The 24504-nt window shown below is 36.2% G+C and carries 21 protein-coding genes; 10 read left to right on the top strand and 11 right to left on the bottom strand.

The genetic code is table 11. The features are described 5' to 3' along the window. Window positions 1–82: 82 nt before the first annotated feature. Entirely contained in the window at window positions 83–547 is a 465-nt protein-coding gene (locus ABVM52_RS06415; RefSeq protein WP_405384586.1) for an ankyrin repeat domain-containing protein, read from the top strand. A gap of 7 nt (window positions 548–554) precedes the next feature. Further along, the gene (locus tag ABVM52_RS06410) at window positions 555–1334 is read left to right on the top strand and encodes a nitrilase family protein (RefSeq protein WP_405384585.1); all 780 of its coding nucleotides are present in this window, start codon (window positions 555–557) and stop codon (window positions 1332–1334) included. Between the two features lie 9 nt (window positions 1335–1343). Here ABVM52_RS06410 and ABVM52_RS06405 read toward each other — a convergent pair whose 3' ends face one another. Genes ABVM52_RS06405 through ABVM52_RS06395 form a run of 3 tightly spaced genes read right to left on the bottom strand, consistent with a single transcriptional unit; the run spans window position 1344 to window position 4407 of the window. After that, the gene (locus ABVM52_RS06405; protein ID WP_405384584.1) at window positions 1344–2015 is read right to left on the bottom strand and encodes a hypothetical protein; all 672 of its coding nucleotides are present in this window, start codon (window positions 2013–2015) and stop codon (window positions 1344–1346) included. A gap of 22 nt (window positions 2016–2037) precedes the next feature. Then, window positions 2038–3654 (bottom strand): Ig-like domain-containing protein, encoded by a 1617-nt coding sequence (locus tag ABVM52_RS06400; protein ID WP_405384583.1) that lies wholly within the window; start codon window positions 3652–3654, stop codon window positions 2038–2040. 51 nt (window positions 3655–3705) lie between these two features. Beyond that, window positions 3706–4407, bottom strand: coding sequence for a ComF family protein (locus tag ABVM52_RS06395; RefSeq protein ID WP_405384582.1), 702 nt, complete (start codon window positions 4405–4407; stop codon window positions 3706–3708). Window positions 4408–4448: 41 nt separating this feature from the next. On the opposite strand from ABVM52_RS06395, the gene ABVM52_RS06390 reads away from it, so the two are divergent. Together ABVM52_RS06390 and ABVM52_RS06385 are read left to right on the top strand one after the other, a co-directional pair. After that, on the top strand, window positions 4449–5348 hold the full coding sequence (locus ABVM52_RS06390; RefSeq protein WP_405384581.1) for a hypothetical protein: 900 nt from the start codon (window positions 4449–4451) through the stop codon (window positions 5346–5348). A 37-nt stretch (window positions 5349–5385) separates the two neighbouring features. Beyond that, window positions 5386–6930 carry a glycine--tRNA ligase gene (locus tag ABVM52_RS06385; protein WP_405384580.1) on the top strand — a complete coding sequence of 515 codons (1545 nt, stop codon included), beginning with the start codon at window positions 5386–5388 and terminating at the stop codon, window positions 6928–6930. 5 nt (window positions 6931–6935) lie between these two features. Here ABVM52_RS06385 and ABVM52_RS06380 read toward each other — a convergent pair whose 3' ends face one another. Then, window positions 6936–9023, bottom strand: coding sequence for a TonB-dependent receptor domain-containing protein (locus ABVM52_RS06380; RefSeq protein ID WP_405384579.1), 2088 nt, complete (start codon window positions 9021–9023; stop codon window positions 6936–6938). 26 nt (window positions 9024–9049) lie between these two features. Next, window positions 9050–9571 carry a DUF3575 domain-containing protein gene (locus ABVM52_RS06375; RefSeq protein ID WP_405384578.1) on the bottom strand — a complete coding sequence of 174 codons (522 nt, stop codon included), beginning with the start codon at window positions 9569–9571 and terminating at the stop codon, window positions 9050–9052. 123 nt (window positions 9572–9694) lie between these two features. Here ABVM52_RS06375 and ABVM52_RS06370 point away from each other — a divergent pair, with 123 nt between their 5' ends. Both ABVM52_RS06370 and ABVM52_RS06365 read left to right on the top strand, forming a co-directional pair. Then, a complete protein-coding gene (locus ABVM52_RS06370; protein ID WP_405384577.1) occupies window positions 9695–10459 on the top strand; it encodes an exodeoxyribonuclease III in 765 nt (254 codons plus the stop codon). 69 nt (window positions 10460–10528) lie between these two features. After that, window positions 10529–11569 carry an aldo/keto reductase gene (locus ABVM52_RS06365; RefSeq protein ID WP_405384576.1) on the top strand — a complete coding sequence of 347 codons (1041 nt, stop codon included), beginning with the start codon at window positions 10529–10531 and terminating at the stop codon, window positions 11567–11569. Window positions 11570–11673: 104 nt separating this feature from the next. Here ABVM52_RS06365 and radA read toward each other — a convergent pair whose 3' ends face one another. The 6 genes from radA to panC all read right to left on the bottom strand — a co-directional run bounded on the left by radA (window position 11674) and on the right by panC (window position 16673). Further along, entirely contained in the window at window positions 11674–13035 is a 1362-nt protein-coding gene (gene radA / locus ABVM52_RS06360; protein ID WP_405384575.1) for a DNA repair protein RadA, read from the bottom strand. 72 nt (window positions 13036–13107) lie between these two features. Continuing rightward, window positions 13108–13278 carry a hypothetical protein gene (locus ABVM52_RS06355; RefSeq protein ID WP_405384574.1) on the bottom strand — a complete coding sequence of 57 codons (171 nt, stop codon included), beginning with the start codon at window positions 13276–13278 and terminating at the stop codon, window positions 13108–13110. A gap of 48 nt (window positions 13279–13326) precedes the next feature. Further along, window positions 13327–14469 (bottom strand): alpha/beta hydrolase, encoded by a 1143-nt coding sequence (locus tag ABVM52_RS06350; protein ID WP_405384573.1) that lies wholly within the window; start codon window positions 14467–14469, stop codon window positions 13327–13329. A 26-nt stretch (window positions 14470–14495) separates the two neighbouring features. Beyond that, the gene (locus ABVM52_RS06345) at window positions 14496–15461 is read right to left on the bottom strand and encodes a lysylphosphatidylglycerol synthase transmembrane domain-containing protein (protein WP_405384572.1); all 966 of its coding nucleotides are present in this window, start codon (window positions 15459–15461) and stop codon (window positions 14496–14498) included. 2 nt (window positions 15462–15463) lie between these two features. Beyond that, the gene (gene panD, locus ABVM52_RS06340; protein ID WP_405385108.1) at window positions 15464–15814 is read right to left on the bottom strand and encodes an aspartate 1-decarboxylase; all 351 of its coding nucleotides are present in this window, start codon (window positions 15812–15814) and stop codon (window positions 15464–15466) included. Between the two features lie 13 nt (window positions 15815–15827). Then, on the bottom strand, window positions 15828–16673 hold the full coding sequence (gene panC, locus ABVM52_RS06335) for a pantoate--beta-alanine ligase (RefSeq protein ID WP_405384571.1): 846 nt from the start codon (window positions 16671–16673) through the stop codon (window positions 15828–15830). Between the two features lie 103 nt (window positions 16674–16776). Between panC and ABVM52_RS06330 the strand changes: the two genes are divergently transcribed. From ABVM52_RS06330 to ABVM52_RS06315, 4 genes are all read left to right on the top strand, one after another. Continuing rightward, the gene (locus ABVM52_RS06330) at window positions 16777–17586 is read left to right on the top strand and encodes a glycogen/starch synthase (protein ID WP_405384570.1); all 810 of its coding nucleotides are present in this window, start codon (window positions 16777–16779) and stop codon (window positions 17584–17586) included. A 5-nt stretch (window positions 17587–17591) separates the two neighbouring features. Beyond that, window positions 17592–19523, top strand: coding sequence for a DUF4270 domain-containing protein (locus tag ABVM52_RS06325; RefSeq protein ID WP_405384569.1), 1932 nt, complete (start codon window positions 17592–17594; stop codon window positions 19521–19523). A gap of 156 nt (window positions 19524–19679) precedes the next feature. Further along, complete coding sequence (glmS, locus tag ABVM52_RS06320) at window positions 19680–21524, top strand: glutamine--fructose-6-phosphate transaminase (isomerizing) (protein ID WP_405384568.1); 1845 nt, start codon at window positions 19680–19682, stop codon at window positions 21522–21524. Between the two features lie 188 nt (window positions 21525–21712). After that, entirely contained in the window at window positions 21713–24496 is a 2784-nt protein-coding gene (locus tag ABVM52_RS06315; RefSeq protein ID WP_405384567.1) for a TonB-dependent receptor, read from the top strand. The last annotated feature ends 8 nt before the right edge of the window (window positions 24497–24504 follow it).

Raw genomic sequence — 24504 nt, 5'->3', positions numbered from 1 at the left:
CAATGTAGGAAAGAATGAAATTAGTAGGAAAAAACTTAGAAAACAACCTTTTTTTAACTTAATAACGGTAACATTTTAAATTATGAACGAATTTTTCTTTAAGGCAATTCGAGAAGGTAATTATAATGAGGTAAAGGAAATGTTGAGCAAAAATGCCATGTTGGTTAATAGCAAGGATGCAAGGGGCTCCACACCATTAATATTGGCCACCTATTATGATGAAACGGAAATAGCGTGTTTATTGCTTGAAAAAGGCGCAAAGATAGATGCGGTTGATGCCTCTGGGAATACAGCTCTCATGGGGGTTTGTTTCAAAGGGTTTACTGATATTGCAAAACTTTTAATAGAAAAGGGTGCAGCCCTTAATGGAAGAAATGCCATGGGTGCAACATGCTTGATTTATGCTGCACAGTTCAATAGGCTTGAAATTGCAAAACTTTTGATTGCCAATGGAGCGGACAAGACTATTAAGGATAATAGGGGAAATAGCGCACTAGACCATGCCAAAACTCAGGGTTTAAGTGCATTGGTAGATTTGTTAGAATAAGAATATAATGTCCAAGAATGATAACTTACAAATTGCACTGGTCCAATCCCCAATAAAATGGGAAGACCCGCAAGGCAATAGACTCTTTTTTAAGGAAAAAATAGATCAGATCAAGGAAGCGGTGGATTTGATCGTTTTACCGGAAATGTTCACGACCGGTTTTACAATGTCGCCAGAGCATATAAATGAAAAGGAAGGCGAGTATACCTTGCATTGGATGCAGCAAGTGGCACAGCAAAAGAACTGTGCCGTTGTAGGTAGCATTGTGTTTAAGGAGAATGACCTGTATTACAATCGACTTTTTTTTGTGTTTCCTAATGGCCAATATAATGTTTATGATAAAAGACATACGTTTACCTTGGCAGGCGAGGATAAAAAATACACAAAAGGCAGTAAAAAGTTGATCGTGGAATTTAAAGGTTTTAAAATATGCCCTTTAATATGTTATGACCTTAGATTTCCTGTATGGAGTAGAAATACCGAAAATGTTGATATTTTACTGTATGTAGCCAATTGGCCTACCCCAAGAATTAATGCTTGGGATGCTTTATTAAAGGCAAGGGCAATAGAGAATATGGTGTATTGTATAGGTGTAAACCGTATAGGTGTAGATGCACTTGGTCATAGCTATTCAGGTCATACTAGTGCATATGATGTATTAGGAACATCATTGGTCCATTCTGCAAAAGAAGAAATCTTAATATTTGAAGTTCTTAAAAGCCATATCATTAAAGTAAGGACAAAACTTAACTTTTTGGAGGATAAAGACCAATTTATAATTAGCTAACTAACTGCTTTATTTTACTGCATTATAAAGTTTAAATATCTCAATGACATCCTGATCTTTTTTAATTGAGAGTTTTTCTTTGTTAGCTAGTGCAATCATTTTGTTGGGTAGTAGTTTTTTTGACTCTTTTTTGCTGTTTGGTACTTTTTGAATTTTATCTTTAGTCATGAAGTACAATTCAGAATAGATGACAACTTTGTCGTTACTTTCTAAATTTAATAGTTTGGCATCAGATGGTGCTTTGTTAATTTTAATATCATAAACCTTATATAAACTATACTCTCCACTAACTAATTTTTCGGCAAATATTGGTTTTATTTTAGAGGGTAAATTAATGGGCGTAAATAATCGTTCGTTCAGAGATACTTCTAAATTTTCATCAGCTACTAGAGCTTTCACTTTGTTGTCGGTTAATATTTCTATTTCACTATGATAAGCATTAAACCTAGCCATAGATTTATAAGTTTTCTTTGCATTATCTGATATTGTAGCCTGTTCCCATTCTTCATTAAGGTAAATGCTACCAACTATTTTGTTCCCAGATGATTTTGAAACTCTTAAAAATGGTGAATCTATATTTCCTGTTTGAAAAGTGCCGGATTGTTCGTTTTGATAATTAATTTGAGCAATCAATGAGTTACAGATTAAAAGGAATATTACTAGTAATAAATTTAGTTTCATGTTTCGTTTATTAAATAATAGGTTATTCTATTAAATTAAAAGTTTCTATTTTCTCCCAATTGGCACGTAATTCTATAAGGGTTGGGTAGTAACTTACTCTTTCGGGCTGTACTTTTTGAAGAAAGTTTCCTGTATCCCATTTTCCATTTCTGTTCAGATCATAAATTACCCTAGCTAAATATTTACCTGGATTTAGGTTGGTGAATTCAAAAGGTTGCGCTTCTGTGGCATATTTTTCGCGCTGAACTTCCCCTTTTTCATTAGTTAGTTGTACAATGATAGGGTATTGTATGGAGTTGCCGTTGAGGTTTAAGGTCAAATTACCATAATCTGCAGGGCTTTTTGTTTTAAAGTTATAAGATAAAGTATCGTTCGTTTGTTCAAAAAAATCTGTGATTGCACCGGGTAAAAGTTCCAATTGGTAATTTTGACTGGTTTCTATGTTAAAGCCAAAATTTAATTGATTTTCCAAGGTATCCAATTTTATGGTGTGGACCACGGGTATAGAATCTTTATCCATTAAATTAATTTTGGTAGTATCAAAACTAATTAAGGGAGAGTTAATCTGTAAATTTATAGGTTGGTCAAATTCAATATTTCCTCTTTGGTTCATTGATATTTTTAAGGAATCAAAGGCAACTTTTCTGTTTTTGACGTTAAAAGTGTCTTTTATTTTAAGCTGCTCATTGGTAATTGAAAACAAGATAGAATCCATTTCAAACGGGGTAAACCAAAAATTCAATGTGTCTTTCTCTCTTTCTTTTGCCACTATATATTTAACGGAGTCTGGCAGGGAAGTTAAAGGCTCAAGTTCAATGTTAGAACCATCTCCGTAATACCCAAAACTAATTTTATTACTTGCCTCCATGCTGGGTACGGCTACCCCATAATCCGGTATTTCCTTGAAAAGATTCAATAAATATGTGGAATCTGTAGGTAAATTTATAGTATCCTCTACAAATCCTATCTTATCCGTTTTTTGATCAAACACATTATTGTTGGCAGCATCTTTTAGGCCAAATAGCGCATATTTACCTTCTTTTAAATTTTTAAGCTTAAAAATTACGGCACTATCCAGCGTATTTGTAATGTAATTAGGAGGTCGTTTATATATGGTAGAATCGGTATAACTGGTATCAATTTTATAGAGCATTACACTTATAAATTGATCAACTTTTTTATTAAAGGCATCGGTTACCACGCCAGAAAGTTCTAAAGAATCAATATAATCTCCGGTAGAAAATATATATGTAAAAAACGGAATGGCATTTTCCTCATTATTGTCCACAATACCCCTTCCAAAATTAAGCGTATAGGTGGTGTTGGGCGCTAACGTATCCTTTATTGTTATTTCTACAAATTTATTGGCACCTCCTAAGGGTGATAATACAGGAGCATATTTTAAGGGAGGAGATACTATCAGTTGCTTTTGTATATCCTTTAATTTAACCAGTTCGTCAAAATAAAGTCTAATCTTTTTTCCATTGAAATTTGTAGTTAGGTTGGCCGGTTCCGCCCTGAGTAATACTGGGGGGGTTACATCTTTTGGGCCGCCCGTAGGTGTACCTCTTTGTGCACATTGGTAAGACACCAATAAGATGATAAATAAAAATATAAAACCTAGAATTTTTCTACTCATAAGTGCTATAATCGACCACAAAGAAACAACATATTTTGTTTAAAAGTAAGCCTATTGTACAAAGGCCATACTGGCTATATAAATAACTACGCCCTCTATTTTTTTAAAACTACTAGCACAAATTTCCATGGTGGCTCCAGTGGTAATGACATCATCTAAAAGCAAGATGTTCTTATGTTCTAGCAAGTGACTATTTTTAATTTCATATAAAGAACGGTTATCATACCACCTCCCCAATCTGCTCTTTTTTGTTTGTGTTTTGGTATTGGCAGTTTTAATGAGTAGGTCGTCTGCATAGGTAGCATTAATATGAAATGCAATACGCTGGGCAAACAATGCTACTTGGTTATAGCCGCGTTTCCTTAACTTTTTACGATGTAAGGGAACGGGTATTACATAATCTATTGAATTAAGATGGCCATTTGCTTTCAAAATCTGCCCAAACCAATCCCCTAAAAACAAACCAATTTTTTCCTGATTTTTGTATTTTAAATGGTGAATTAGGTTTTTTACGATACCAATATCGGTGAAGAAAAGGAAAGAATTTGCCTTTTTAATGTTAATTCGACCATAAAAAATACGGTCAACGGCATTTTCATCGTTAAAATTATACTCGGTGAGTGGTAATTGATGTCGGCAAAGTGTGCAGAGCATAACCTCTCCTCCGTATAATCGTGCATTACATCCAAAACATGATATAGGCAGGAGAATGTTGGTAACATCCTTTAGTATATTTGAAATTCTGTTTTGCATCAAATTTTACAGATTAAATTAACCTACAGGCCGTGTTTTAAATGGACAATCAAGATAACAAATTCAATTATAAGATTTTGCTCGCTGCATTTGTGGCTGTGATCATTGCGCTATTGATCGCATTTTATTACAGTTATGCACAGTCTAGTGCACAAATAGACTTTTTGGAGCAGGAGAAGGCTATATTGGTAAGGGACCTTACCATCATGAAGGCAGATGTGGATCGCCTTGCCGCAAAGAACGAAATGAACGAGATAGAATTACAGGATTCTAAATTTAGGGTACAGGAACTTTTAGATTCGGTAGGCAGATTAAATTTTACCGTTGAAAAATTAAGGGAGTTTAAAAGTGAACTTAGGAGGTTGGAGTCCAAGAACGATAGCTTGATCTTAAAGAACAATTTCTTACGCTACAATAACATGCTTTTGACCGATAAATATGATGAATCAAGAAAGCAGGTGGAACAATTAAGAGCCAATAGCAACTCATTGGCAGAGGCAGAAGCTTTACAGCGAAGGAAAATTTTGGAATTGAACCAAAAATTAAAAACCAAAAGCTACTTGAAAATGGCCAATGCGGAAGGTAGTGGTTTTAGATTAATTAGGAATACAAGGCCAACCAAAACTAATAAAGCTTCAATAATTGAAAAATTAAGGGGTTGTGTAACAATTTTGGCAGACGAGAGCGAAGCCGATAACGAAAAGATTATTTACCTTCAATTCTTAGACCCCAATAAACAGATTATAGAGGATAATGCAAATACGATAACCGTTAACGGAAATATATATAGTAAAAGAGTAGAGTTTAATTTTACAGGTGTGGAGTCTTATATCTGTGAAGCCATTACTATACCAGAAGGTTCTTTAATTCCCGGTAATTATACCTTGAATGTCTTTGAGGATGAACGTTTAATTACTTCTTCTGAATTTCAATTAAAATAATTATTCATTTTTTGGGCTATTGTTCTATTTTTGCCGCATGGCAAAGCAAGAAGATGATTTTAAGCGTGTAATATCCCACGCAAAGGAATACGGGTATGTATTTCAATCAAGTGAAATTTATGATGGGTTAAGTGCGGTATATGACTATGGTCAAAACGGTGTTGAGCTCAAAAAGAATATACGCGACTATTGGTGGAAGGCAATGGTACAGCTCAACGATAATATTGTTGGTCTTGACGCGGCAATATTTATGCACCCCACAACATGGAAAGCTTCTGGACATATAGATGCTTTCAATGACCCGTTGATAGATAACAAGGATTCCAAAAAAAGATATAGGGCAGATGTTTTGGTTGAGGATTATGTAGCCAAAATAGATGCAAAAATAGAAAAGGAGGTCAATAAGGCGGCCAAGAGATTTGGAGAAGCTTTTAATAAACAAACCTTTTTAGAGACCAACCAAAGGGTTGTTGATTATCAATTGCAGGGTAAAACTATTTTATCACGTTTAGGGAAGTCCTTGCAAAACGAGGATTTAGCAGATGTAAAAGCCTTGATCGAAGAGTTGGATATTGCATGTCCTATGTCAGGTTCAAAAAATTGGACAGATGTTAAACAGTTTAACCTTATGTTCGGCACCAAACTTGGTGCAAACGCAGATACGGCAATGGACCTGTATCTAAGACCGGAGACTGCCCAAGGTATTTTTGTAAACTTTTTAAATGTTCAAAAATCTGGTCGAATGAAAATTCCGTTTGGTATTGCACAGACCGGTAAAGCTTTTAGAAATGAAATTGTTGCTAGGCAGTTTATTTTTAGAATGCGTGAATTTGAACAAATGGAAATGCAATTTTTTATTCAGCCCGGAACGCAAAAAGAATGGTATGAGGTTTGGAAGGAAAAGCGTATGAAATGGCATTTATCCTTAGGTTTGGGCGAAGAGAATTACCGTTTTCATGATCATGAAAAATTGGCACATTATGCAGATGCTGCCGCAGATATAGAATTCCGTTTTCCTTTTGGTTTCAAGGAACTTGAGGGCATACACTCCAGAACTGATTTTGATTTAGGAAGTCATGAAGAGCACTCCGGTAAAAAATTACAATATTTTGACCATGAGGTAAATAAGAACTATGTGCCTTATGTACTTGAAACTTCTATAGGTTTAGATAGGATGTTCTTGGCAGTATTTTCCAATTCTCTCAAAGAAGAAGAGTTAGAGAACAATACCACCAGGACCGTACTTAAATTGCCACCGGTTTTAGCTCCCGTTAAAGCTGCAATTTTACCATTGTTGAAAAAGGATGGTCTTCCCGAAATTGCCCATAGTATAATAGATGATCTCAAGTGGGATTTTAATGTGGTCTATGATGAAAAAGATGCCGTAGGTAGAAGATATAGAAGACAGGATGCCAATGGTACTCCATTTTGTATAACTGTGGATCACCAGACAAAGGAGGATCAAACGGTAACCATTAGGCATAGAGATACCATGGAACAAGAACGTGTTTCAATATCCTCACTAAACCAAATCATACATGATGCGGTTGATATGAGGACGTGGTTAAAAAAGATGGAATAGAAGACCTATAAGGTGTATTTTAATTGTACGCCACCATAATAGTTGGTATTGTTCCCAGGATAGAAATATCTTGGGGCATTACCTCCAAAACTACTTGCATTTATTAAAACGGATTGCGCGTAGGTAGTATTCGTAATATTGTTGACGCCAAAATGTATACCTAGGTTAAAATGGTCGTTCAAAGAAGTCGCATATCCTAATTTTGCGTTTAATACATTAAAGGAGTCACTATAGATACTATTGGCATCGGTCAATGGAATGCTGTCTACAAACTGATGTGTTATGTTAGCATAGAAACCATTGCCAAATGTAGATTGTAGCCCTAAATTGATTTTGTGTTTGGGAACTCCGGTTAAGGAATTTCCGGCATAATCCTGTTCCGCCTCCTCATCCGTAAATTCTATAAACTTATGAGCGCTAAAGGAATAATTGAAATAAGGGGCAATGGATATTTTAGGGGATAGATAAAAAGTATAATTCCAATCTAGGTCAAGGCCTTTATGTTCTGTCTTTCCTGCATTTCTGCCAATATATTGATCATCATCTATTCTTTTGGCCACTAAAAGATTGTTAATTGGCATTAAATAAACCGCAATTCTTAATTGCATCTTTTGATCTTTATTGGTGAGTTTGGTTCCCAGTTCATAATTCATTCCTATTTCTTGCTGTATGTCTGGGTTAATGACACCAGATGGGGTAAGTGTTTCTTCAAGACTGGGATTGCTGAAACCTCTGCTGATATTTAAATAAAATTGACTTTGGGCCGATGGGGTGAACCTTAAATCCATACTAGGTAAGAACAGGGTTTTAAAATTGCGTTGGGCACTTTTATTAAATTCTCCCTCAGTAAAACGATCTCTAAAATCATATTTGGTTTTATTGATGTTAAGACCAATTTGGGCGGTAAGTTTTTCAGAGAAGGAATACCCCGCTGTGGCAAAGCCATTTATCTGTGTCCTAAATTCTTTGTTGTCCGATAATCTTTCTCCCTTAAGACTGCCATTGCCATTATTTTGCTCATATAAATTTTCAAAAGTTCCCCAAGTATATTCGTCCTTATATAGTTCTCCGCCAAATGTATAGGTAAGTGCTTTATCAGATATATTAAGGGTGCCGGAGAATAGGTTCCTAAAACCAAAGCCATTGGTATACTCGTCCAATATATTAAAAGGTCTGGGTTCATAATGGTCTAGGTAGGTGTAAAAAACACTACTGGTATTCGTTAAATTGCCCGTAGGTCTATAAGTGTGCGATACTCCTATAAGGCTATAGTTGTTGTCCTCATACCCCTGGGCATTTTTCCAAGTAAATGCCGCCTGTGTAGGGTCTTCGTCAAAATCTGATTGATTTATGGAGCTTGCTATTTGTGCAGAATAATCAATATGGTTGAACAGTATTCCTATTTCACTTTTTTTGGATAACCTATAAATAGTATTCAGTAAATAACCATCACGTTCAAATCTATTGTTTTCCCTGTAGCCATCAATTTCCATATGGCCATATTGAAAAGAAAGGTACAGGTCGTTCTGATTGTGGGTGAATGCCAGGTTATTTTTAATAAGTCCGTAAGAGCCAATAGTGGTTTTGTTGGTAAATGCAGTGGGCCGGTTTTCTAATTTTTTGGTATTCAGGATTATGGCTCCGCCTAAATTGGTGCCAAAACTACTTCCTTTAGGGCCTTTTATTATTTCAACGGAGGTAAGGTTTTCAAGGTCATAGGCTTCTATGGTAGAAAACCCTGTACCATTTGTTACCGGTATATTGTTGTAATATAATCTCAATTTGTCAGTGCCAAACGGTGTTCTGGATCCAACACCTCTAATGGTAATTCTATTGGTGTTTAAAGCTCCTGATAAAGCATATACACCAGACACTTGGTTTATTGCTCCAATGAAATCTACTGGGCTATAATTATTGAACACGCTTGCCCCAATGATTTTGGATGGTATAATGCCTATGGCGTTTTTGGCGGTCAGGGTGTCTATTACTATAACTTCCCTTAGCTGTGTTACACTATCTTTTAAAGTTGTGTTTTGGGCAAAAAAGTTTAAGCAAAATGTAATAGAAAAAAGAAAGGAAAGAATTGTTTTCATAAAAAATTAAACGTCAAAAATACCTATTAAAAACGAAAACCTAATGACAGCCCTGCTCTGAACATGAAGTCTGTCTGAAAATCTTCTGGGTTTATATTTCTTCCTAATCCACCATGTATTTCAATAATGAATCTTTGACTTCGTGTGGTCCATTTAGAGCCTGCGCCTAGCCCAATTGCCGTGGTAGCATAATCATAATCCCTACCTCCTAGGTTTTGTGACACTTCATCGTCTTCGCCCGTGTAATACAATCCAAAAACTTCTGCAAAAAAACCGCTCTGTGGGGTGTAGCCAAAATATGCCCTTATATTTGGCCCTATTCCAAAGTTACCATTATATGCGGTGGCGTCACCATTAAAATACATGCTGCCTCCTAAACTGGTATCCTCGTTCAAATAATACTCATAAGAACTTTCTATTGCGGAGGTCACCAAAAATTGACCGGCATTAAATTTTATTTCATGTCTATAAAAGTCATTATAATAGGCTTGTCCGGCCATTGAAATAGAAAATAGAAGGGTGGCAAAAGGAATAAAATATTTCATCATACTTGTGTTTTGGTCATTCAAACAGTATATCATGTCTTATAAACTGTGAAATTACTTATTTTAATGGGTTTCTTGTTCCTGAAACTTAGTATGGTTTTCTATTTTTGAAACAAAATAGCGTAAATGAAAGTTATATCATACAATGTAAATGGCATAAGAGCCGCTTTAAAAAAAGGCTTTTTAGATTGGTTGGTGGCGGTTTCACCAGATGTAGTGTGTCTTCAGGAAATTAAGGCACATGAAGAGCAATTGGATGTATCATTATTTGAGCAGGCAGGTTACGCGTATAATTATTGGTTTAGTGCCCAAAAGAAAGGTTATAGTGGTGTAGCCATTCTTTCAAAGACCAAGCCCGATAATGTAGTTTTTGGAACAGGAATTGAATATATGGACTTTGAGGGCAGGAATATCCGAGCAGATTTTGGGGATATATCCATTATGAGTATGTATTTGCCCTCTGGGACCAATATTCAACGGTTAGACCTTAAGCTAACCTATATGGACGATTTTCAGGAATATGTCAATACATTAAGGAAAACACACCCTAACCTTATTGTCTTGGGAGACTATAATATATGTCATGAAGCAAGGGATATCCATAATCCGGTAGGGTTAAAGAACGTATCGGGATTTTTACCTGTTGAGCGTGAATGGATAGGGAATTTTATAGCAAGCGGTTTTGTGGATAGTTTTAGGGAGTTTAATGAAGAACCCGAAAATTATACGTGGTGGAGTTATAGGGCCAACGCAAGAAACAATAATAAAGGTTGGCGGTTAGATTACGCCATGGTGGCAAATACCTTAAAAAATAGATTATCCAGGTCCGTTATTCTATCAGAAGCAAGACACAGCGATCATTGTCCTATTCTAATTGAGCTAGATAGATGAGGTAAATGAGGCAAGTTACCTTAATATATTTATTAGCTTTGCGTTGAATTGATAAAATTTTATTGTTGCATGATCTACACCAATTTACCGCACACAGATATTGAAGTAAGTAAAATTTGTTTGGGAACCATGACATGGGGCAACCAAAATACCGAAGCAGAAGGTCATGCCCAAATGGATTATGCAGTAGAGCAAGGGGTCAATTTTTTTGATACGGCCGAATTATATCCAATTCCAGCACACAAAGACAGGTATGCCGTTACAGAGAAAATTATTGGTAGCTGGTTCAAGAAAAAAGGAAATCGTGAAGATATTGTCCTTGCCAGTAAAATTGCCGGAAGAGCAGAAATGTCCAAGTTTATTAGGACTACCGGATTTTCTAGGGATTCCATTATTGAGGCGGTAGAAGGAAGTCTGCAGAGATTGGGTACAGATTATATTGATTTATATCAATTACACTGGCCAGAACGAAGTACAAATTATTTTGGGAAACGCGGGTACACACATGATATTGCAGATCATTGGGAGGATAATATTCACCAAATACTGGAAACGTTACGTGATTTGGTTCGCGAAGGTAAGATTAGGCATGTTGGGGTGTCCAATGAAACCCCATGGGGTACCATGCGCTACTTGGAGGAAAGTAAGGTTCATGGCACTCTGCCAAGAATGATTACGGTGCAAAACCCCTATAGTCTGCTCAATAGGTTATATGAGGTAGGAATGGCAGAAATATCTGCAAGGGAGCAAATTGGTTTATTGGCATATTCCCCATTGGGCTTTGGTGCATTAAGTGGAAAATATTTAGGAGGGCGTATGCCTGAAGGTTCACGATTGCAGCGTTTTCCCCAATATAATAGATATGTAGGCGAAACCGCATCTGAAGCTACAAAGCAATATTATGAATTGGCACAGTCTAGCGGAATTTCCCTAGCTCAAATGTCATTGGCGTTTGTAAACAGTAGACATTTTGTAACCAGCAATATAATTGGTGCTACAACAATGCGTCAATTAAAAGAAAATATTGGGAGCATAGAAGTGCAGCTTACTGAGGAAATTATTAATGAAATTGATGTCATACACCAACGTTTACCAAATCCCGCACCATAAATGATTAAATATATACTTTTAAAAATAGGCTTTTGGCAAATTGTGGTCATTGCGGCCGTGGTCATTGTCATAATGGTTTTTGCACGAATAATGCGCGACAAACGTTAACCGAACAAGTGCCGCACTACCTCTTCAATTTTTGAGGCCATCAGTACTTTGATGGTTGTAGATTTAAGTCCAATTTTATTGTTTTTAGACACTATAATAGTAGTATAGCCTAATTTTTCGGCCTCCGTTATACGTTGCTCCACACGTTGTACAGGTCTAATTTCACCGGCCAAACCAACTTCTGCGGCAAAACAGATTCCTTTTGGTATAGGAATATCCTCATTACTGGAAAGTATGGCTGCTACAACTGCCAAATCTATTGCAGGGTCATCTACGGAAATACCGCCTGTGATATTGAGAAAAACATCTTTGGCCCCAAGTTTAAATCCGGCTCGTTTTTCTAATACCGCCAACAGCATATTTAAACGTTTGGCATTGTATCCTGTAGTAGATCTCTGGGGCGTACCATAGACTGCCGTACTTACCAAAGCTTGTATTTCTATTAACAAAGGCCGCATACCTTCAACTGTAGAGGCAATTGCCGTGCCACTAAGTCCTTCTTCATTTTTTGATATCAGCACTTCAGAGGGGTTGTTGACCTCCCTAAGGCCACTGCCTTGCATTTCATAAATTCCTAGTTCTGCCGTAGAGCCAAATCTATTTTTTAATGATCGTAGAATTCTGTAAACATAATTACGATCCCCTTCAAACTGCAAAACGGTATCTACCATATGTTCCAATATTTTTGGCCCGGCTATGGATCCATCCTTTGTAATGTGACCAATTAATATTACAGGTGTGTTGGTTTCTTTGGCAAATTTTATAAGTTCAGCGGTACACTCACGAATTTGGGATATACTTCCGGCCGCAGATTCTATATAGTCGGTATGTAGGGTTTGTATTGAGTCAATAACCACAATATCAGGAGTTGTGGCTTCTATTTGTTTAAATATATTTTGAGTCTTGGTTTCTGTCAGTATTAAACAAGTTTCACTATTGGGGTAAATCCTGTCTGCACGCATTTTAATTTGTTTTTGGCTTTCTTCTCCAGAAACATATAAGGTTTTGTAGGGCAATTTTAAGGCTATTTGTAAGAGCAGTGTACTTTTACCAACACCGGGTTCCCCGCCTAACAAAACTAAGGCGCCGGGAACCAGCCCCCCTCCAAGTACTCTGTTAAACTCAAGGTCGTACGTATTTAAACGGACTTCTTTTTCAATACTGATCTCGTTGACCAAAAGAGGTTTTGAAACCCTTTTTACCGTTTGTGATGGAGATTTCCAGCTTGATTTTTCTTCTTTTTGAACAACTTCTTCAACTACGGTGTTCCATTGTTTACAAGCAGAACACTGCCCAACCCATTTGGCATATTGGGTGCCGCAATTCTGACAAAAAAAGGCAGTTTTTGTTTTGGCCATCTTTAGTATTTAAAAAGTGACTAAAGGTAGCAAGAAGTTTGCGATGAGTAAATTCTAGAAAGAAATTTTGAATTAGCCTTTACTAGATCTTTCTTTTTTAAAAGCGCTAAATGCAAGAAAGAATGATGCCCATGCCATAAAAAGGGCAATGCCGTTGTAGGTAAGGATAAATTCTCCTTTTAATCCAAAATAAGTAAAGAGCACTCCGGAAAACACGAAGTACATTGCGTCAATTTTAATCATAATTAAGTAGGTTGGGCTAATTTGGGACTAGCCGTTTATTAATTCTTTTTAAAAGCCAAAATCAGCTTTCAGTGCATCCATTTTTTCAAGTGCCATTTCTTTGGTTAAAAAATCTATTTCTTTCATTTGAAAAGCTTTTTCAAATGTTCTAAGTGCTTTTTTGGGTTCTCCTAACTGTTCATAGTATTCACCTTCAAAATAAAAACCTAGCATGGTTTCTGGATATTCTTTTTTGCATAGTTCTGATAAAGGTTTTAAGGATTCAAAATCCTCTTTTTTTCTTGAGGCGGCATATATGGCCATAATATCATTTAATTCTACAGGTTTACTAAAACCAAATATGTCCACAATATTTTGGTACTTTTTTTCTAGATAGGTATATACCGGTTCTTCACTCGTAAGTATCTGTGATTTATATTCTTGAGGTGTAATGGGTTTAAAGATGCCAAAAATATTATCAAAAGATTTTCCAATGCCGTACGTAGCTACAGAAATATGGTCTGCATTTTTATATTCATCAAAATAATAATGTAGAGACTCTTTATCCAAAGCTTTAATACCTTGGTCCATTGCCATAATTTTTTTTGTTTGCTTATTGTCTTCACCTTCAACAATTAATTGATAAAAAATTTGGTTGTCAAATGTATTTAGCCTCATGGGCACCCTTGTTTCCATTTCTGGTGCCAGGGTTGGGGAAATACAGATATAAGCGTCAAAAATAGAATTATCCTTAAATAACCAATAATTCTCAAAATTGGCGGTAATGTCATAACCAACAATCATTTTAAAGGGAGCGGTGCTATAGTTAAGGTCTAAATATGGAATAAGCTCCATACCAATGAATTCATAAAAACTTTTTCCTTTTTCAGAAGGTAGCCCGTTATCCGGATCAAAAGCGCAATCCTCAAACCTAAGTTCATTCTCACTTTGGTTTATGCCTACAACAATACTTTGGGGCATACCATGAAATTGACTATAAAATTTAGAGGATGCCACAACTTGTTCAAAAAGGTATTCTCCGTCCAATACAATGATAAGTGGGTATTTTTTGGTATCGTCCAGATTTTCTGGAAAATAGTATTGAACGTCTCTTCTTTCTTGTAGCTTAAAAGATTCAAATATTTCTTGGCTAACTTGAGAGTAGGATATCACACTTAAAAAAAGTGCGTATATAAATAAGAAATTACGCATAAAGAGCAAGTTGTAAATAGCGACGGCTATCTGTTTCTGTTTAATAACGGTAATAAAAGAAAAGATATTGCACCAAAAACAACTATCATCAAGGTCTGTGCGATCCAAATGATCCACCCAAATGCATCTCCGGAAACGGTGCTTATGCCGAAAATGGCCAAAGCACTGCTTACCGCAATAGGATAAAGGCCTATTCCGCCATTAGTCGTGGCCATTGCAAAAGAACCGGCAATAAACGCTACGAGCAATTGTCCAAGAGATAGCGACAAGGTTTCTAAAAGGGTAAATTTTATTACCCAGAACATACCAATGTAACACGCCCATATAAATAATGTATGGAAGATGAACAGCCACTTATGCTTCATTTTAAAAATACTGAAAACCCCGTCCATAAGGCCTTTTACAAATATTTTTATTTTTTTGGCAATGCTACTGGAACTTTTTCTGATAAATAATACGAAAATTACAAGGAAGAAAATGCCGGCACCGGTAAGCAATAAGATTCCTGTAAAATTAATGCCACGCTCAATTAGCATGGCCATAATAATTTCGGACTGTAATAGAAAAGTAATCAAAACTATAAGCAATAACATAATTACATCTATAACCCTTTCCGTAACTATTGTTCCAAATCCTTTTTCAAAAGGAACATTCTCATACGTGGTTAGTGCGGTAGCTCTTAAAACTTCACCTGTTCTAGGTATGCCCAAGTTGGCAAAATAAGAGGTAAGGATAATCAGAATGTTGTTTGTAATGCGGGGCTTATATCCTAGTGGTTCCAAAAGATAGTTCCATCTTATGGCTCTTGAAATATGTCCCAAAATACCCATTAGTACGGAAAGAAAGACATACAAGGGATTTGCTTCCTTAATATAGTATAGAATTTGAGATCTATTTTCTGGGGTGGTGCTAGTGTAAGAATACCAAACTAAAAAAACTCCCAATGCAATTGGGAGTATAACCTTTAATTTATGTTTTAGACCGTTCGTCAATTTTAGGTCAGTAAATTGTTTGCTTCGTTAGGAAAAACCAATGAAGGATTAAATTCTTTTGCAGATTCCATATCCATCCATGCATAGGTAATAAGAATAAGGATGTCTCCTACGGCAACCTTTCTTGCGGCGGCACCGTTCAAAGTTATTTCTCCGCTAGACCTTGGTCCCGGTATGGCATAGGTTTCTAAACGCTCGCCATTATTATTGTTCACGATTTGAACCTTTTCTCCCCTTATAATATTAGCGGCATCCATTAAATCTTCATCAATGGTTATGCTGCCAATATAGTTGAGGTCAGCGCCAGTAACCTTAACTCTATGTATCTTGGATTTTACAACTTGTACTTGCATCATTCTAAATTAGTTAATTAAGGGCTAAATTATCTATAAGCCTAACATTTTCGGCATAGGCTGCAATAAACGCCCTATATTTAATATTATTGTGTTTCTTCTTTGCCGGTGTTAAGGTTGCGCTATCGGTTATTTCAAAATATTCTAATTGAAAATCAACGTTTTGCTCAAAAGCCTTATTCACCCAATTCTTTATACTTACAACATTTTCTGTGCCAAATTTTTGTTTAGCGGTTTTTAGTGTTTCGTAAATGAATGCAGCTTTTAGTCGTATGGCATCGCTCAACCTTTCATTTCGTGAGCTCATTGCAAGTCCGTTCTTTTCCCGTACAATTTCACAGCCAAGTATTTCAACTGGTATATGCTGTAATTCTGTCATTTTTTGAATAATACGCAATTGTTGAAAGTCCTTTTCGCCAAAGTAAGCTTTGTTGGGTGAAACAAGTCGAAGTAATTTCTCTACGATAGTGCCAACGCCATTAAAATGGTTGTCCCTGAATTCTCCTTCCATTACCTTATCCAATCCGTCAAAATCATATAGTTTGTGGGTAACGTCTTTTTCATAGATTTCAGTAACGGACGGGGCAAAAACGATGGCATCATTCGTTACAGTACTAATTAAATTTATATCATTATCCAATGTTTTAGGATATTTTTCCAAATCCTCACTATTATTAAATTGTGTAGGGTTTACAAAAATACTTATTACAACATGGTTGTTTTCTTCAGCCGCTCTTTTTATCAGCGAGACGTGTCCTTCATGAAGTGCGCCCATTGTGGGTACAAAGCCCAAACTTAGCTCCTTATCTATTTTGTCCAGTTCTGCCCTAAGGTCGTTTTTGGTCTTGATTACCAACATGTAAAATGTAATTTAGCGAGCAAACTTACTATAATTACTGCTAATCTCTATATTTTTTGTAATTTTGCACTTGCGTTCTTGTGAAAAATAAAATATAACCTTTATGAATGGTAAAAAGATATTATTTGTATCTTCTGAATTAGTTCCTTACTTACCCGAAAACGAAGTTTCCCTAATGTCTTATGAAGCACCTAGAATGGTCAACAGCAATGGTGGCCAAATAAGGATTTTCATGCCTCGTTATGGGAATATCAATGAGAGGAGGCATCAACTGCACGAAGTAATACGTCTTTCTGGTATGAACTTGGTAATTAATGATATGGATATGCCATTGATTATTAAGGTAGCATCTATTCCTAAAGAACGTATTCAAGTTTATTTTATAGATAACGAAGAATATTTTAAGAGAAAGGCTACGTTTACGGATAAACAGGGGGTGTTGTTTCCAGATAACGACCAAAGGGCAATCTTTTTTGCCAAAGGGGTAATGGAAACGGTTAAAAAATTAAATTGGTCACCAGATATTATTCATGTACATGGATGGATGGCGAGTCTTTTGCCTTTGTATCTTAAAAAATACTATGCAGATGAACCTTTGTTCGGTGATAGTAAGATAGTCTTGTCCGTTTACGGTAAAACTTTTGATGGCACCTTAGATTCAGAGATGATTAAAAAGATTGCTTTTGACGGAATTCCGGAAGAAGCTATTTCATCCTTGGCAGAGCCTACATATAATAATTTGTTAAAGGTGGCCGTAGATTATGCAGATGCCATTATTTTAGCATCGGAAGAAATTCCAGAAGAATTAGAAAACCACATATCCAACCAAGAAAAACCAGTGTTACCATATGTGCCTGTTCAAGAATTTGAAGAGGCTTATGCTAATTTTTATAACACAGAAGTTTTAAAATAATCTGAATGAATTTTTTTGATAAGTCCGCCACTCCCAGGTTTTTGGGAATGTTTTTGATATTGGCAGTTTTGGTTTCTTGTGAACAGGATTTGACAACGGTTGGTTCGGGAGTTGTGGGTAATGAACCCTTTTCTACTGGCCAAGAGGAATACGATGTATTTGCTTATAACAAGAATATTGAAGCAGTACAATCCAATAAATTGCCTATTTATCAACTTGGTACTTACACCGATCCTATCTATGGTAAAACGCAAGCTTCTGTAACATCACAGGTTTTGCTGTCTTTACAGAACCCAACTTTTGGTAGTTTCTCTCAAGAAAAGGAAAATAGTGCAGGTGAAGAAGGGGAGTCCATAACCGTTATTCAAGAAAACGAAACGGTAGAAGAAGTGTACTTATATATTCCATTTTTGACAAAATCCAATACGGTGGATAGTGATAATGATGGGGTGAATGATGAATTTGATGATGAACCTTTGAATCCGGATAATGATAATGATAAAGATGGTGTTTCCAATATATTGGAAACAGCTGCGGGAACCGATCCTTTGGATGCTAGTAGTGTAGATGCAGATGGTGATGGTTTATATGATGGTAATGATGAACCCATTGTTTCTAATAACTTTGCCGAACGTATAGTGCTGGACAGTATTTACATAAATGGTAAAAAGTTTGACAATAGTCTATATTTTGACGAAGCGTCCGATGTTAATCTGCCTACGTTTAATTTAAAGGTTGAAAGGTCTACATACTTTTTAAGAGACCTTGATCCTAATGCAAATTTTCAGGAATCTCAAGAATACTTTACATCCCAGGAAATTTCACCTTCTTTTGTGTCCGACGTATTGTATGATGGTGAGGTGAAAATCGATAATAAAGAAAAATTGATTGCTAATGAGGATGACGAAACTACGACCGATGTAGATGAGTCGCTTACCTCTACAAAGTTGAACCCTGGTATACGTGTACCTTTGGACAAGGCTTTTTTTCAAACCAATATATTGGATAAGGAAGGTAGTTCAGAATTGTTGAGCCAAGCTAACTTTAAGGAGTTTTTAAGGGGGCTGCATTTCTCGATTACGGATGAGGACAATAACGAGGTATATTTCATGTTCGATCTAAAGGCGGCAAATATCACCGTAACGTATAGCTATGACAGTTATGACACAAACGGTACGGCAGATGATACCAGTGATGATACGCCCAACGTAAAGAATGAGAAAGATTTTATCCTAAATTTCATTACACAGGTATCTAGTGGTTCCGTAAATGGAAATGCGGTGAATACGATAACAGCAGAGAACTATGATCCGGTAATTGCAGAATCATTGAACAATGGGGAAAATGCTTCTAGGGTTTATTTAAAAGGTGGTCCTGGAACCTATGCTGAAATTAATTTGTTCGAGGAAAATGGAGGTGAAAATATCATTGAGCAAATTAGGTCAGAAAACTGGGTTATTAATGAGGCAAACTTGGTGTTTTATGTAGATAGGGAGGTATTGGATGCCAACGGTAATGAATTGGAGCCAATAAGGTTATACCTATATAATGTTGAAAACAATTTGCCATTGATCAATCAGAATACGGAGCAAAATGATTTAGAGGCCAACCCAATAACAGGGCTTTTTCTTAATTATGACGGTATTTTGGAAAAATCGGACGGAAAAGGGGTAAAATATTCAGTAAAAATTACTGATCATATTAATAATCTAGTGGTAAGAGATTCCACTAATGCAACATTAGCACTTACCTTGTCCACCAATATCCAAAATTGGAACGTGGCACCGGCTCAAACTGCTGAAGGTGAAAAATCTATTGCAACGACTTCAAATTTAACTCCATTGGGAACAGTATTGTATGGTAGTAGTGTTCCAAGTACTGATCCTAATTATGATAAGCGTCTAAAGCTTGAAATTTTTTATACAAAGACCGACTAATTACCTAGGGTTCTTGCATTCTTAAAATTTAATTTGGTAGTAATATATCATTTTATAGATTATTCACGTTGTATACCCTAAATGGTATAAATTTTTGTCACGATGGTATATTTTCGTGTAGGATAATTAAAATTTAGTCTTCAAACAATAAGTTGTATGTGTGGAATTGTAGGATATATAGGTCATAGGGATGCTTTTCCCGTTATTATAAAAGGTCTTCAACGATTAGAATATCGTGGTTATGACAGTGCAGGAATTGCATTGTATGATGGTAATAAAATCAATCTTTCTAAAACCAAGGGTAAAGTAGAGGATTTAAAGAGCAAGGCCAAAGAAATTTCCTTGGAGGGAAGTATCGGTATTGGGCATACCAGATGGGCTACCCATGGTGTTCCTAATGATGTAAATTCTCATCCACACTATTCAAATTCAGGAAATTTGGTTATCATACATAATGGTATTATAGAAAACTATGAGTCCATTAAACAGGAGTTGACCAAAAGAGGGTATGTGTTTAAATCGGATACGGATACCGAAGTATTGGTGAATTTGATTGAAGAAGTAAAGAAAACAGAAAATGTTAAATTAGGCAAGGCTGTTCAGATAGCGCTTAATCAAGTGGTTGGTGCCTATGCTATTGCTGTTTTTGATGTTGAAAAGCCCGATGAAATAGTTGTTGCAAAGTTAGGTAGTCCACTTGCTATAGGTATAGGGGACAATGAATTTTTTATAGCTTCAGATGCCTCGCCATTTATTGAGTTCACTAATAACGCTGTTTACCTAGAAGATGAGGAAATGGCTATTGTTAGATTAGGTAAGGAAATTAAATTAAGAAAAATTAAAGATGATTCAGTTGCATACCCAAGAATATTGGAATTGCAAATGAATTTGGAAGAGATAGAAAAAGGTGGTTATGACCACTTTATGTTAAAGGAGATTTATGAGCAACCAAGAGCTATCAAAGATACTTACAGAGGTAGATTGTTGGCTGATCAAGGGTTGGTAAAAATGTCTGGTATTGAGCAGAACATGGAGAAATTCATCAATGCCAATAGAATAATTATCGTTGCTTGTGGTACTTCATGGCATGCAGGTCTTGTGGCTGAATATATCTTTGAGGATTTGGCAAGGATTCCCGTTGAGGTTGAATACGCTTCTGAGTTTAGATATAGGAACCCGGTTATTACGGATAAAGATGTATTGATTGCGATTTCACAGTCTGGTGAAACAGCAGATACTTTAGCCGCTATTAAGCTTGCAAAGGAAAAAGGAGCATTTGTTTTTGGAGTTTGTAACGTGGTTGGGTCTTCTATTGCCAGAGAGACAGATGCAGGTGCGTATACGCATGCAGGTCCTGAAATTGGTGTAGCTTCAACAAAGGCCTTCACAACTCAAATTACGGTATTAACGCTAATGGCCCTAAGATTGGCCAAAGCTAAAGGAGAATTCTCTGAAGCCAAATACCGCGAATACTTAACGGAATTGGAAACAATACCTTCAAAGGTTGAAAAATCATTGGAGTCCAATACCTTGATCGAAATTATTTCTGATGTATATAAAGATTCTACCAACTGTTTGTATTTAGGTAGGGGCTATAATTTTCCAGTAGCTTTAGAAGGGGCACTTAAATTAAAGGAGATTAGTTATATTCATGCAGAAGGATACCCGGCCGCGGAAATGAAACACGGTCCAATAGCCTTAATAGATGAACACATGCCTGTTTTTGTAATTGCCACTAAAAAAGGACATTATGAAAAAGTGGTTAGTAACATTCAAGAAATTAAATCAAGAAAAGGTAAAATAATCGCTATTGTTACTGAAGGTGATGAGCAGGTAAGAGATTTGGCGGATCATGTTATTGAGGTGCCGGAAACTTTAGAAAGCTTAACCCCTTTATTGACTACGATACCTTTACAACTTCTTTCATACCATATTGCAGTTATGAGAGGATGTAACGTAGACCAACCTCGAAATTTAGCGAAATCGGTTACGGTGGAATAAACAATATTTAAATTTTTTTTAAAGCGGTATGGAGAACTCCATACCGCTTTTTTTTGCGCAAAACATAATATAAGTGGTGTTTAATTATCAAAATATTACTATGCATGCATAATTTTTTTCAAATTACTATTTTTGAGATAAAATAATCTGTATATTGAGCCCGAACTAATTTTAAACTTAAAATAAGAATGAGAGCAATACTACTTATAGCATTGATTGGTTTTGGAACCTTTGGGTTTGCACAGACCAATATCAATGGTACGGTTGTTGATCAGAACAACCAGCCTATCCCCGGGGCCAATATTGTTATTGTTGGTAAAACTATTGGTACTGTTACGGATTTTGATGGTAATTTCAATTTAGAAACTTCTGAAGTTCCTCCTTTTCAGATAGAAGTTTCAAGTATTGGATATACAAATGCTATCGAATCTATAACAAGTAATAATCAGACAATAAATGTTGTATTATCGGAATCTCAGACATTTTTGGATGAGGTGGTAATTTCAGCTTCGAGAACCCCGGAACGAATTTTTGAGTCGCCGGTTACCGTAGAAAGAATGGGTCTTTCTGAAATTAAAAATACTACAGCAGCAGATTTCTATGGTGGATTGGAAAATTTAAAAGGTGTAGATGTAAATACCAATAGTTTAACCTTTAAATCTGTAAATACTAGAGGTTTTGCCTCTTTTGCAAATACTCGTTTTATGCAATTGGTAGATGGTATGGATAACTCTACACCAGCGCTAAACTTTCCAATAGGTAACTTAGTGGGTATGATTGAGACGGATGTATCAAGTGTGGAATTGCTTCCAGGCGCATCTTCTGCATTATATGGGGCAAATGCTTTTAACGGAATTTTGTTCATGCGTAGTAAAAGTCCTTTTGACCATCAAGGTATAAGCGTTTCTATTAAACGTGGTATTACTTCCCAAAAATCTGCAGGGGACAATGCCTATACAGATGTAGGTATTAGGGCCGCGCATAAATTCAGTGATAAATTTGCAGGAAAAGTCAATTTTGGATACCTAAAGGGTACAGATTGGGCCGCTACAAGTGAGGTAGATAAAACTAAACCTGGTGGTACAAGGGCAGATTTAAACTATGACGGTATAAACGTATATGGAGATGAAGTTGCAACTGATATAAAAGATGTAGCTCTTACTTTGGAAGGTTTGGGTGTTTTACCTGCAGGTGCCAATGCACTGGTGCCATCGCAAATAGTTAGTAGAACAGGTTATAATGAAAGTGCATTGACCAATTATAATGCAGAGAGTATTAAAGCGGATTGGGGTCTTTATTATAGGCCAATCGAAGACAATAGTTTAGAACTGTCTTATGTAGGTAAGGTGGGTACTGGTAATACAATTTATCAGGGAACCAACAGATACAACATTGCAGGTTTCTTTCAAGAGCAACATAAATTGGAAGTTAAAAACGACAATTTCTTTGTAAGGGGGTATGTAGTTGCGGATAAGGCCGGAGACTCTTATGACATGGTTTTTACAGGTATAAATATTAACCGGGCCTGGAAAGATGATAACACTTGGTTTGGGGAGTATACGGGTGCTTATGTTCAAGCTACATTGGCAGGTGCAACAGATGAGCAGGCTCATGCAGCGGCAAGGGCTCAGGCAGAAACAGGAAGGTTCTTACCGGGAACACCAGAATTTCAAGCTGCTTTTAATAGAAGTATCAATGATCCGGATTTGTCAACGGGTTCAAAATTCCAGGATGCTTCAAAATATTATCATGCAGATGCCAATTACAACTTTAGTCATTTAATAGACTGGGCAGAAATCCAAGTTGGTGGTTCCTTTAGAGAGTATAGCTTAAATTCTTCTGGAACCATTTATACGGATTTTGATGGACCTATAAATTATTCCGAGTTCGGTATATATTCACAAATACAAAAAACAATTCCTTTTCAAAATGAAAAAAGCTTAAAATTAACCGGATCTATGCGTTATGATAAGTCGGAATTTTTTGATGGTTTTATTTCACCAAGATTATCTGCAGGTTTCACCTTGAACAGGGATCATAATATTAGGGCTTCTGCACAAACGGGTTTTAGAAACCCAACCACCCAAGATTTATTTATTGGTTTAGATGCCGGTAGGGCTATCTTGGTAGGTTCTGCTCCAGATAATTTAGATCGTTATTCCAGGGATTTTGAAGTTAGTGGTGGAGGGCAACTTTTAGGGCAGCCTAGCACAATCACCCAAACCGGGGCAGCGGCATACAATAATTCTTATTCTGCAGCTTCTGTAACAAAGTTGGGAGAAACAGGAAATCCTGCTGATTTGGAAGTAGCCAATCCAGATATTATTAAACCTGAAAAAGTAACTTCCTTTGAAGTTGGTTATAGAGGTAAGGTTGATAAATTAGTAATTGATTTTAGTACATATTTTAACTCTTATCAAGACTTCATTTCTCAAGAAGTAGTGGTAGCACCGTATTATGGTACCGTAGGTGATGGAGGTTTATCCATAGCGGCAATTTCAAATGGAGACTTTCAGGCATATAGCGCTTACACAAATACAGATGCAGATGTAAATTCATACGGAGCGTCTTTGGGATTAAGTATGAAAGTTCTGGGGAATTTTGATTTAGAAGGAAGTTATACATTTACAAAGCTTGATTTTGACCGTGATGCAAATCCGGACGTTATGTTAAATTTCAATACCCCTGAGCACAAATTCAAGGCTTCTTTTGGTAACAAAGAACTATTTACCAATTTTGGATTCAATGTTTCCTATAGATTTAGCGATGATTATTTCTGGGAAGCTACCTTTGGTAATGGTGTAGTTCCAGAGTTTCATGTGGTAGATGCGCAAATCAATTATGATGTACCTAGTATAAAATCTACGTTCAAGCTAGGAGGTACCAACCTTACCAATAAGGAATATTTTACTGCATTTGGTACTGGATTTATTGGGTCTATGTACTATTTATCATGGACTATTAACAACTAATTTTTAAA

The organism is Maribacter sp. LLG6340-A2 (assembly GCF_045057105.1).
GTDB lineage: Bacteria > Bacteroidota > Bacteroidia > Flavobacteriales > Flavobacteriaceae > Maribacter.
The sequence above is the reverse complement of the archived record's forward strand: the minus strand, read 5'-3'. Positions and strand labels throughout refer to the sequence as shown.

What these genes read in the sequence shown, in the direction of transcription:
- ABVM52_RS06405 (WP_405384584.1), bottom strand. Translation starts at nt 2,015, where the DNA reads ATGAAACTAAATTTATTACTAGTAATATTCCTTTTAATCTGTAACTCA.
- radA (WP_405384575.1), bottom strand. Translation starts at nt 13,035, where the DNA reads ATGGCCAAAACAAAAACTGCCTTTTTTTGTCAGAATTGCGGCACCCAA.
- ABVM52_RS06370 (WP_405384577.1), top strand. Translation starts at nt 9,695, where the DNA reads ATGAAAGTTATATCATACAATGTAAATGGCATAAGAGCCGCTTTAAAA.
- ABVM52_RS06390 (WP_405384581.1), top strand. Translation starts at nt 4,449, where the DNA reads ATGGACAATCAAGATAACAAATTCAATTATAAGATTTTGCTCGCTGCA.
- ABVM52_RS06415 (WP_405384586.1), top strand. Translation starts at nt 83, where the DNA reads ATGAACGAATTTTTCTTTAAGGCAATTCGAGAAGGTAATTATAATGAG.
- ABVM52_RS06315 (WP_405384567.1), top strand. Translation starts at nt 21,713, where the DNA reads ATGAGAGCAATACTACTTATAGCATTGATTGGTTTTGGAACCTTTGGG.
- panC (WP_405384571.1), bottom strand. Translation starts at nt 16,673, where the DNA reads ATGTTGGTAATCAAGACCAAAAACGACCTTAGGGCAGAACTGGACAAA.
- ABVM52_RS06375 (WP_405384578.1), bottom strand. Translation starts at nt 9,571, where the DNA reads ATGATGAAATATTTTATTCCTTTTGCCACCCTTCTATTTTCTATTTCA.
- ABVM52_RS06365 (WP_405384576.1), top strand. Translation starts at nt 10,529, where the DNA reads ATGATCTACACCAATTTACCGCACACAGATATTGAAGTAAGTAAAATT.
- ABVM52_RS06410 (WP_405384585.1), top strand. Translation starts at nt 555, where the DNA reads ATGTCCAAGAATGATAACTTACAAATTGCACTGGTCCAATCCCCAATA.
- ABVM52_RS06355 (WP_405384574.1), bottom strand. Translation starts at nt 13,278, where the DNA reads ATGATTAAAATTGACGCAATGTACTTCGTGTTTTCCGGAGTGCTCTTT.
- ABVM52_RS06330 (WP_405384570.1), top strand. Translation starts at nt 16,777, where the DNA reads ATGAATGGTAAAAAGATATTATTTGTATCTTCTGAATTAGTTCCTTAC.
- ABVM52_RS06385 (WP_405384580.1), top strand. Translation starts at nt 5,386, where the DNA reads ATGGCAAAGCAAGAAGATGATTTTAAGCGTGTAATATCCCACGCAAAG.
- ABVM52_RS06350 (WP_405384573.1), bottom strand. Translation starts at nt 14,469, where the DNA reads ATGCGTAATTTCTTATTTATATACGCACTTTTTTTAAGTGTGATATCC.
- ABVM52_RS06395 (WP_405384582.1), bottom strand. Translation starts at nt 4,407, where the DNA reads ATGCAAAACAGAATTTCAAATATACTAAAGGATGTTACCAACATTCTC.
- panD (WP_405385108.1), bottom strand. Translation starts at nt 15,814, where the DNA reads ATGCAAGTACAAGTTGTAAAATCCAAGATACATAGAGTTAAGGTTACT.
- ABVM52_RS06380 (WP_405384579.1), bottom strand. Translation starts at nt 9,023, where the DNA reads ATGAAAACAATTCTTTCCTTTCTTTTTTCTATTACATTTTGCTTAAAC.
- ABVM52_RS06325 (WP_405384569.1), top strand. Translation starts at nt 17,592, where the DNA reads ATGAATTTTTTTGATAAGTCCGCCACTCCCAGGTTTTTGGGAATGTTT.
- glmS (WP_405384568.1), top strand. Translation starts at nt 19,680, where the DNA reads ATGTGTGGAATTGTAGGATATATAGGTCATAGGGATGCTTTTCCCGTT.
- ABVM52_RS06400 (WP_405384583.1), bottom strand. Translation starts at nt 3,654, where the DNA reads ATGAGTAGAAAAATTCTAGGTTTTATATTTTTATTTATCATCTTATTG.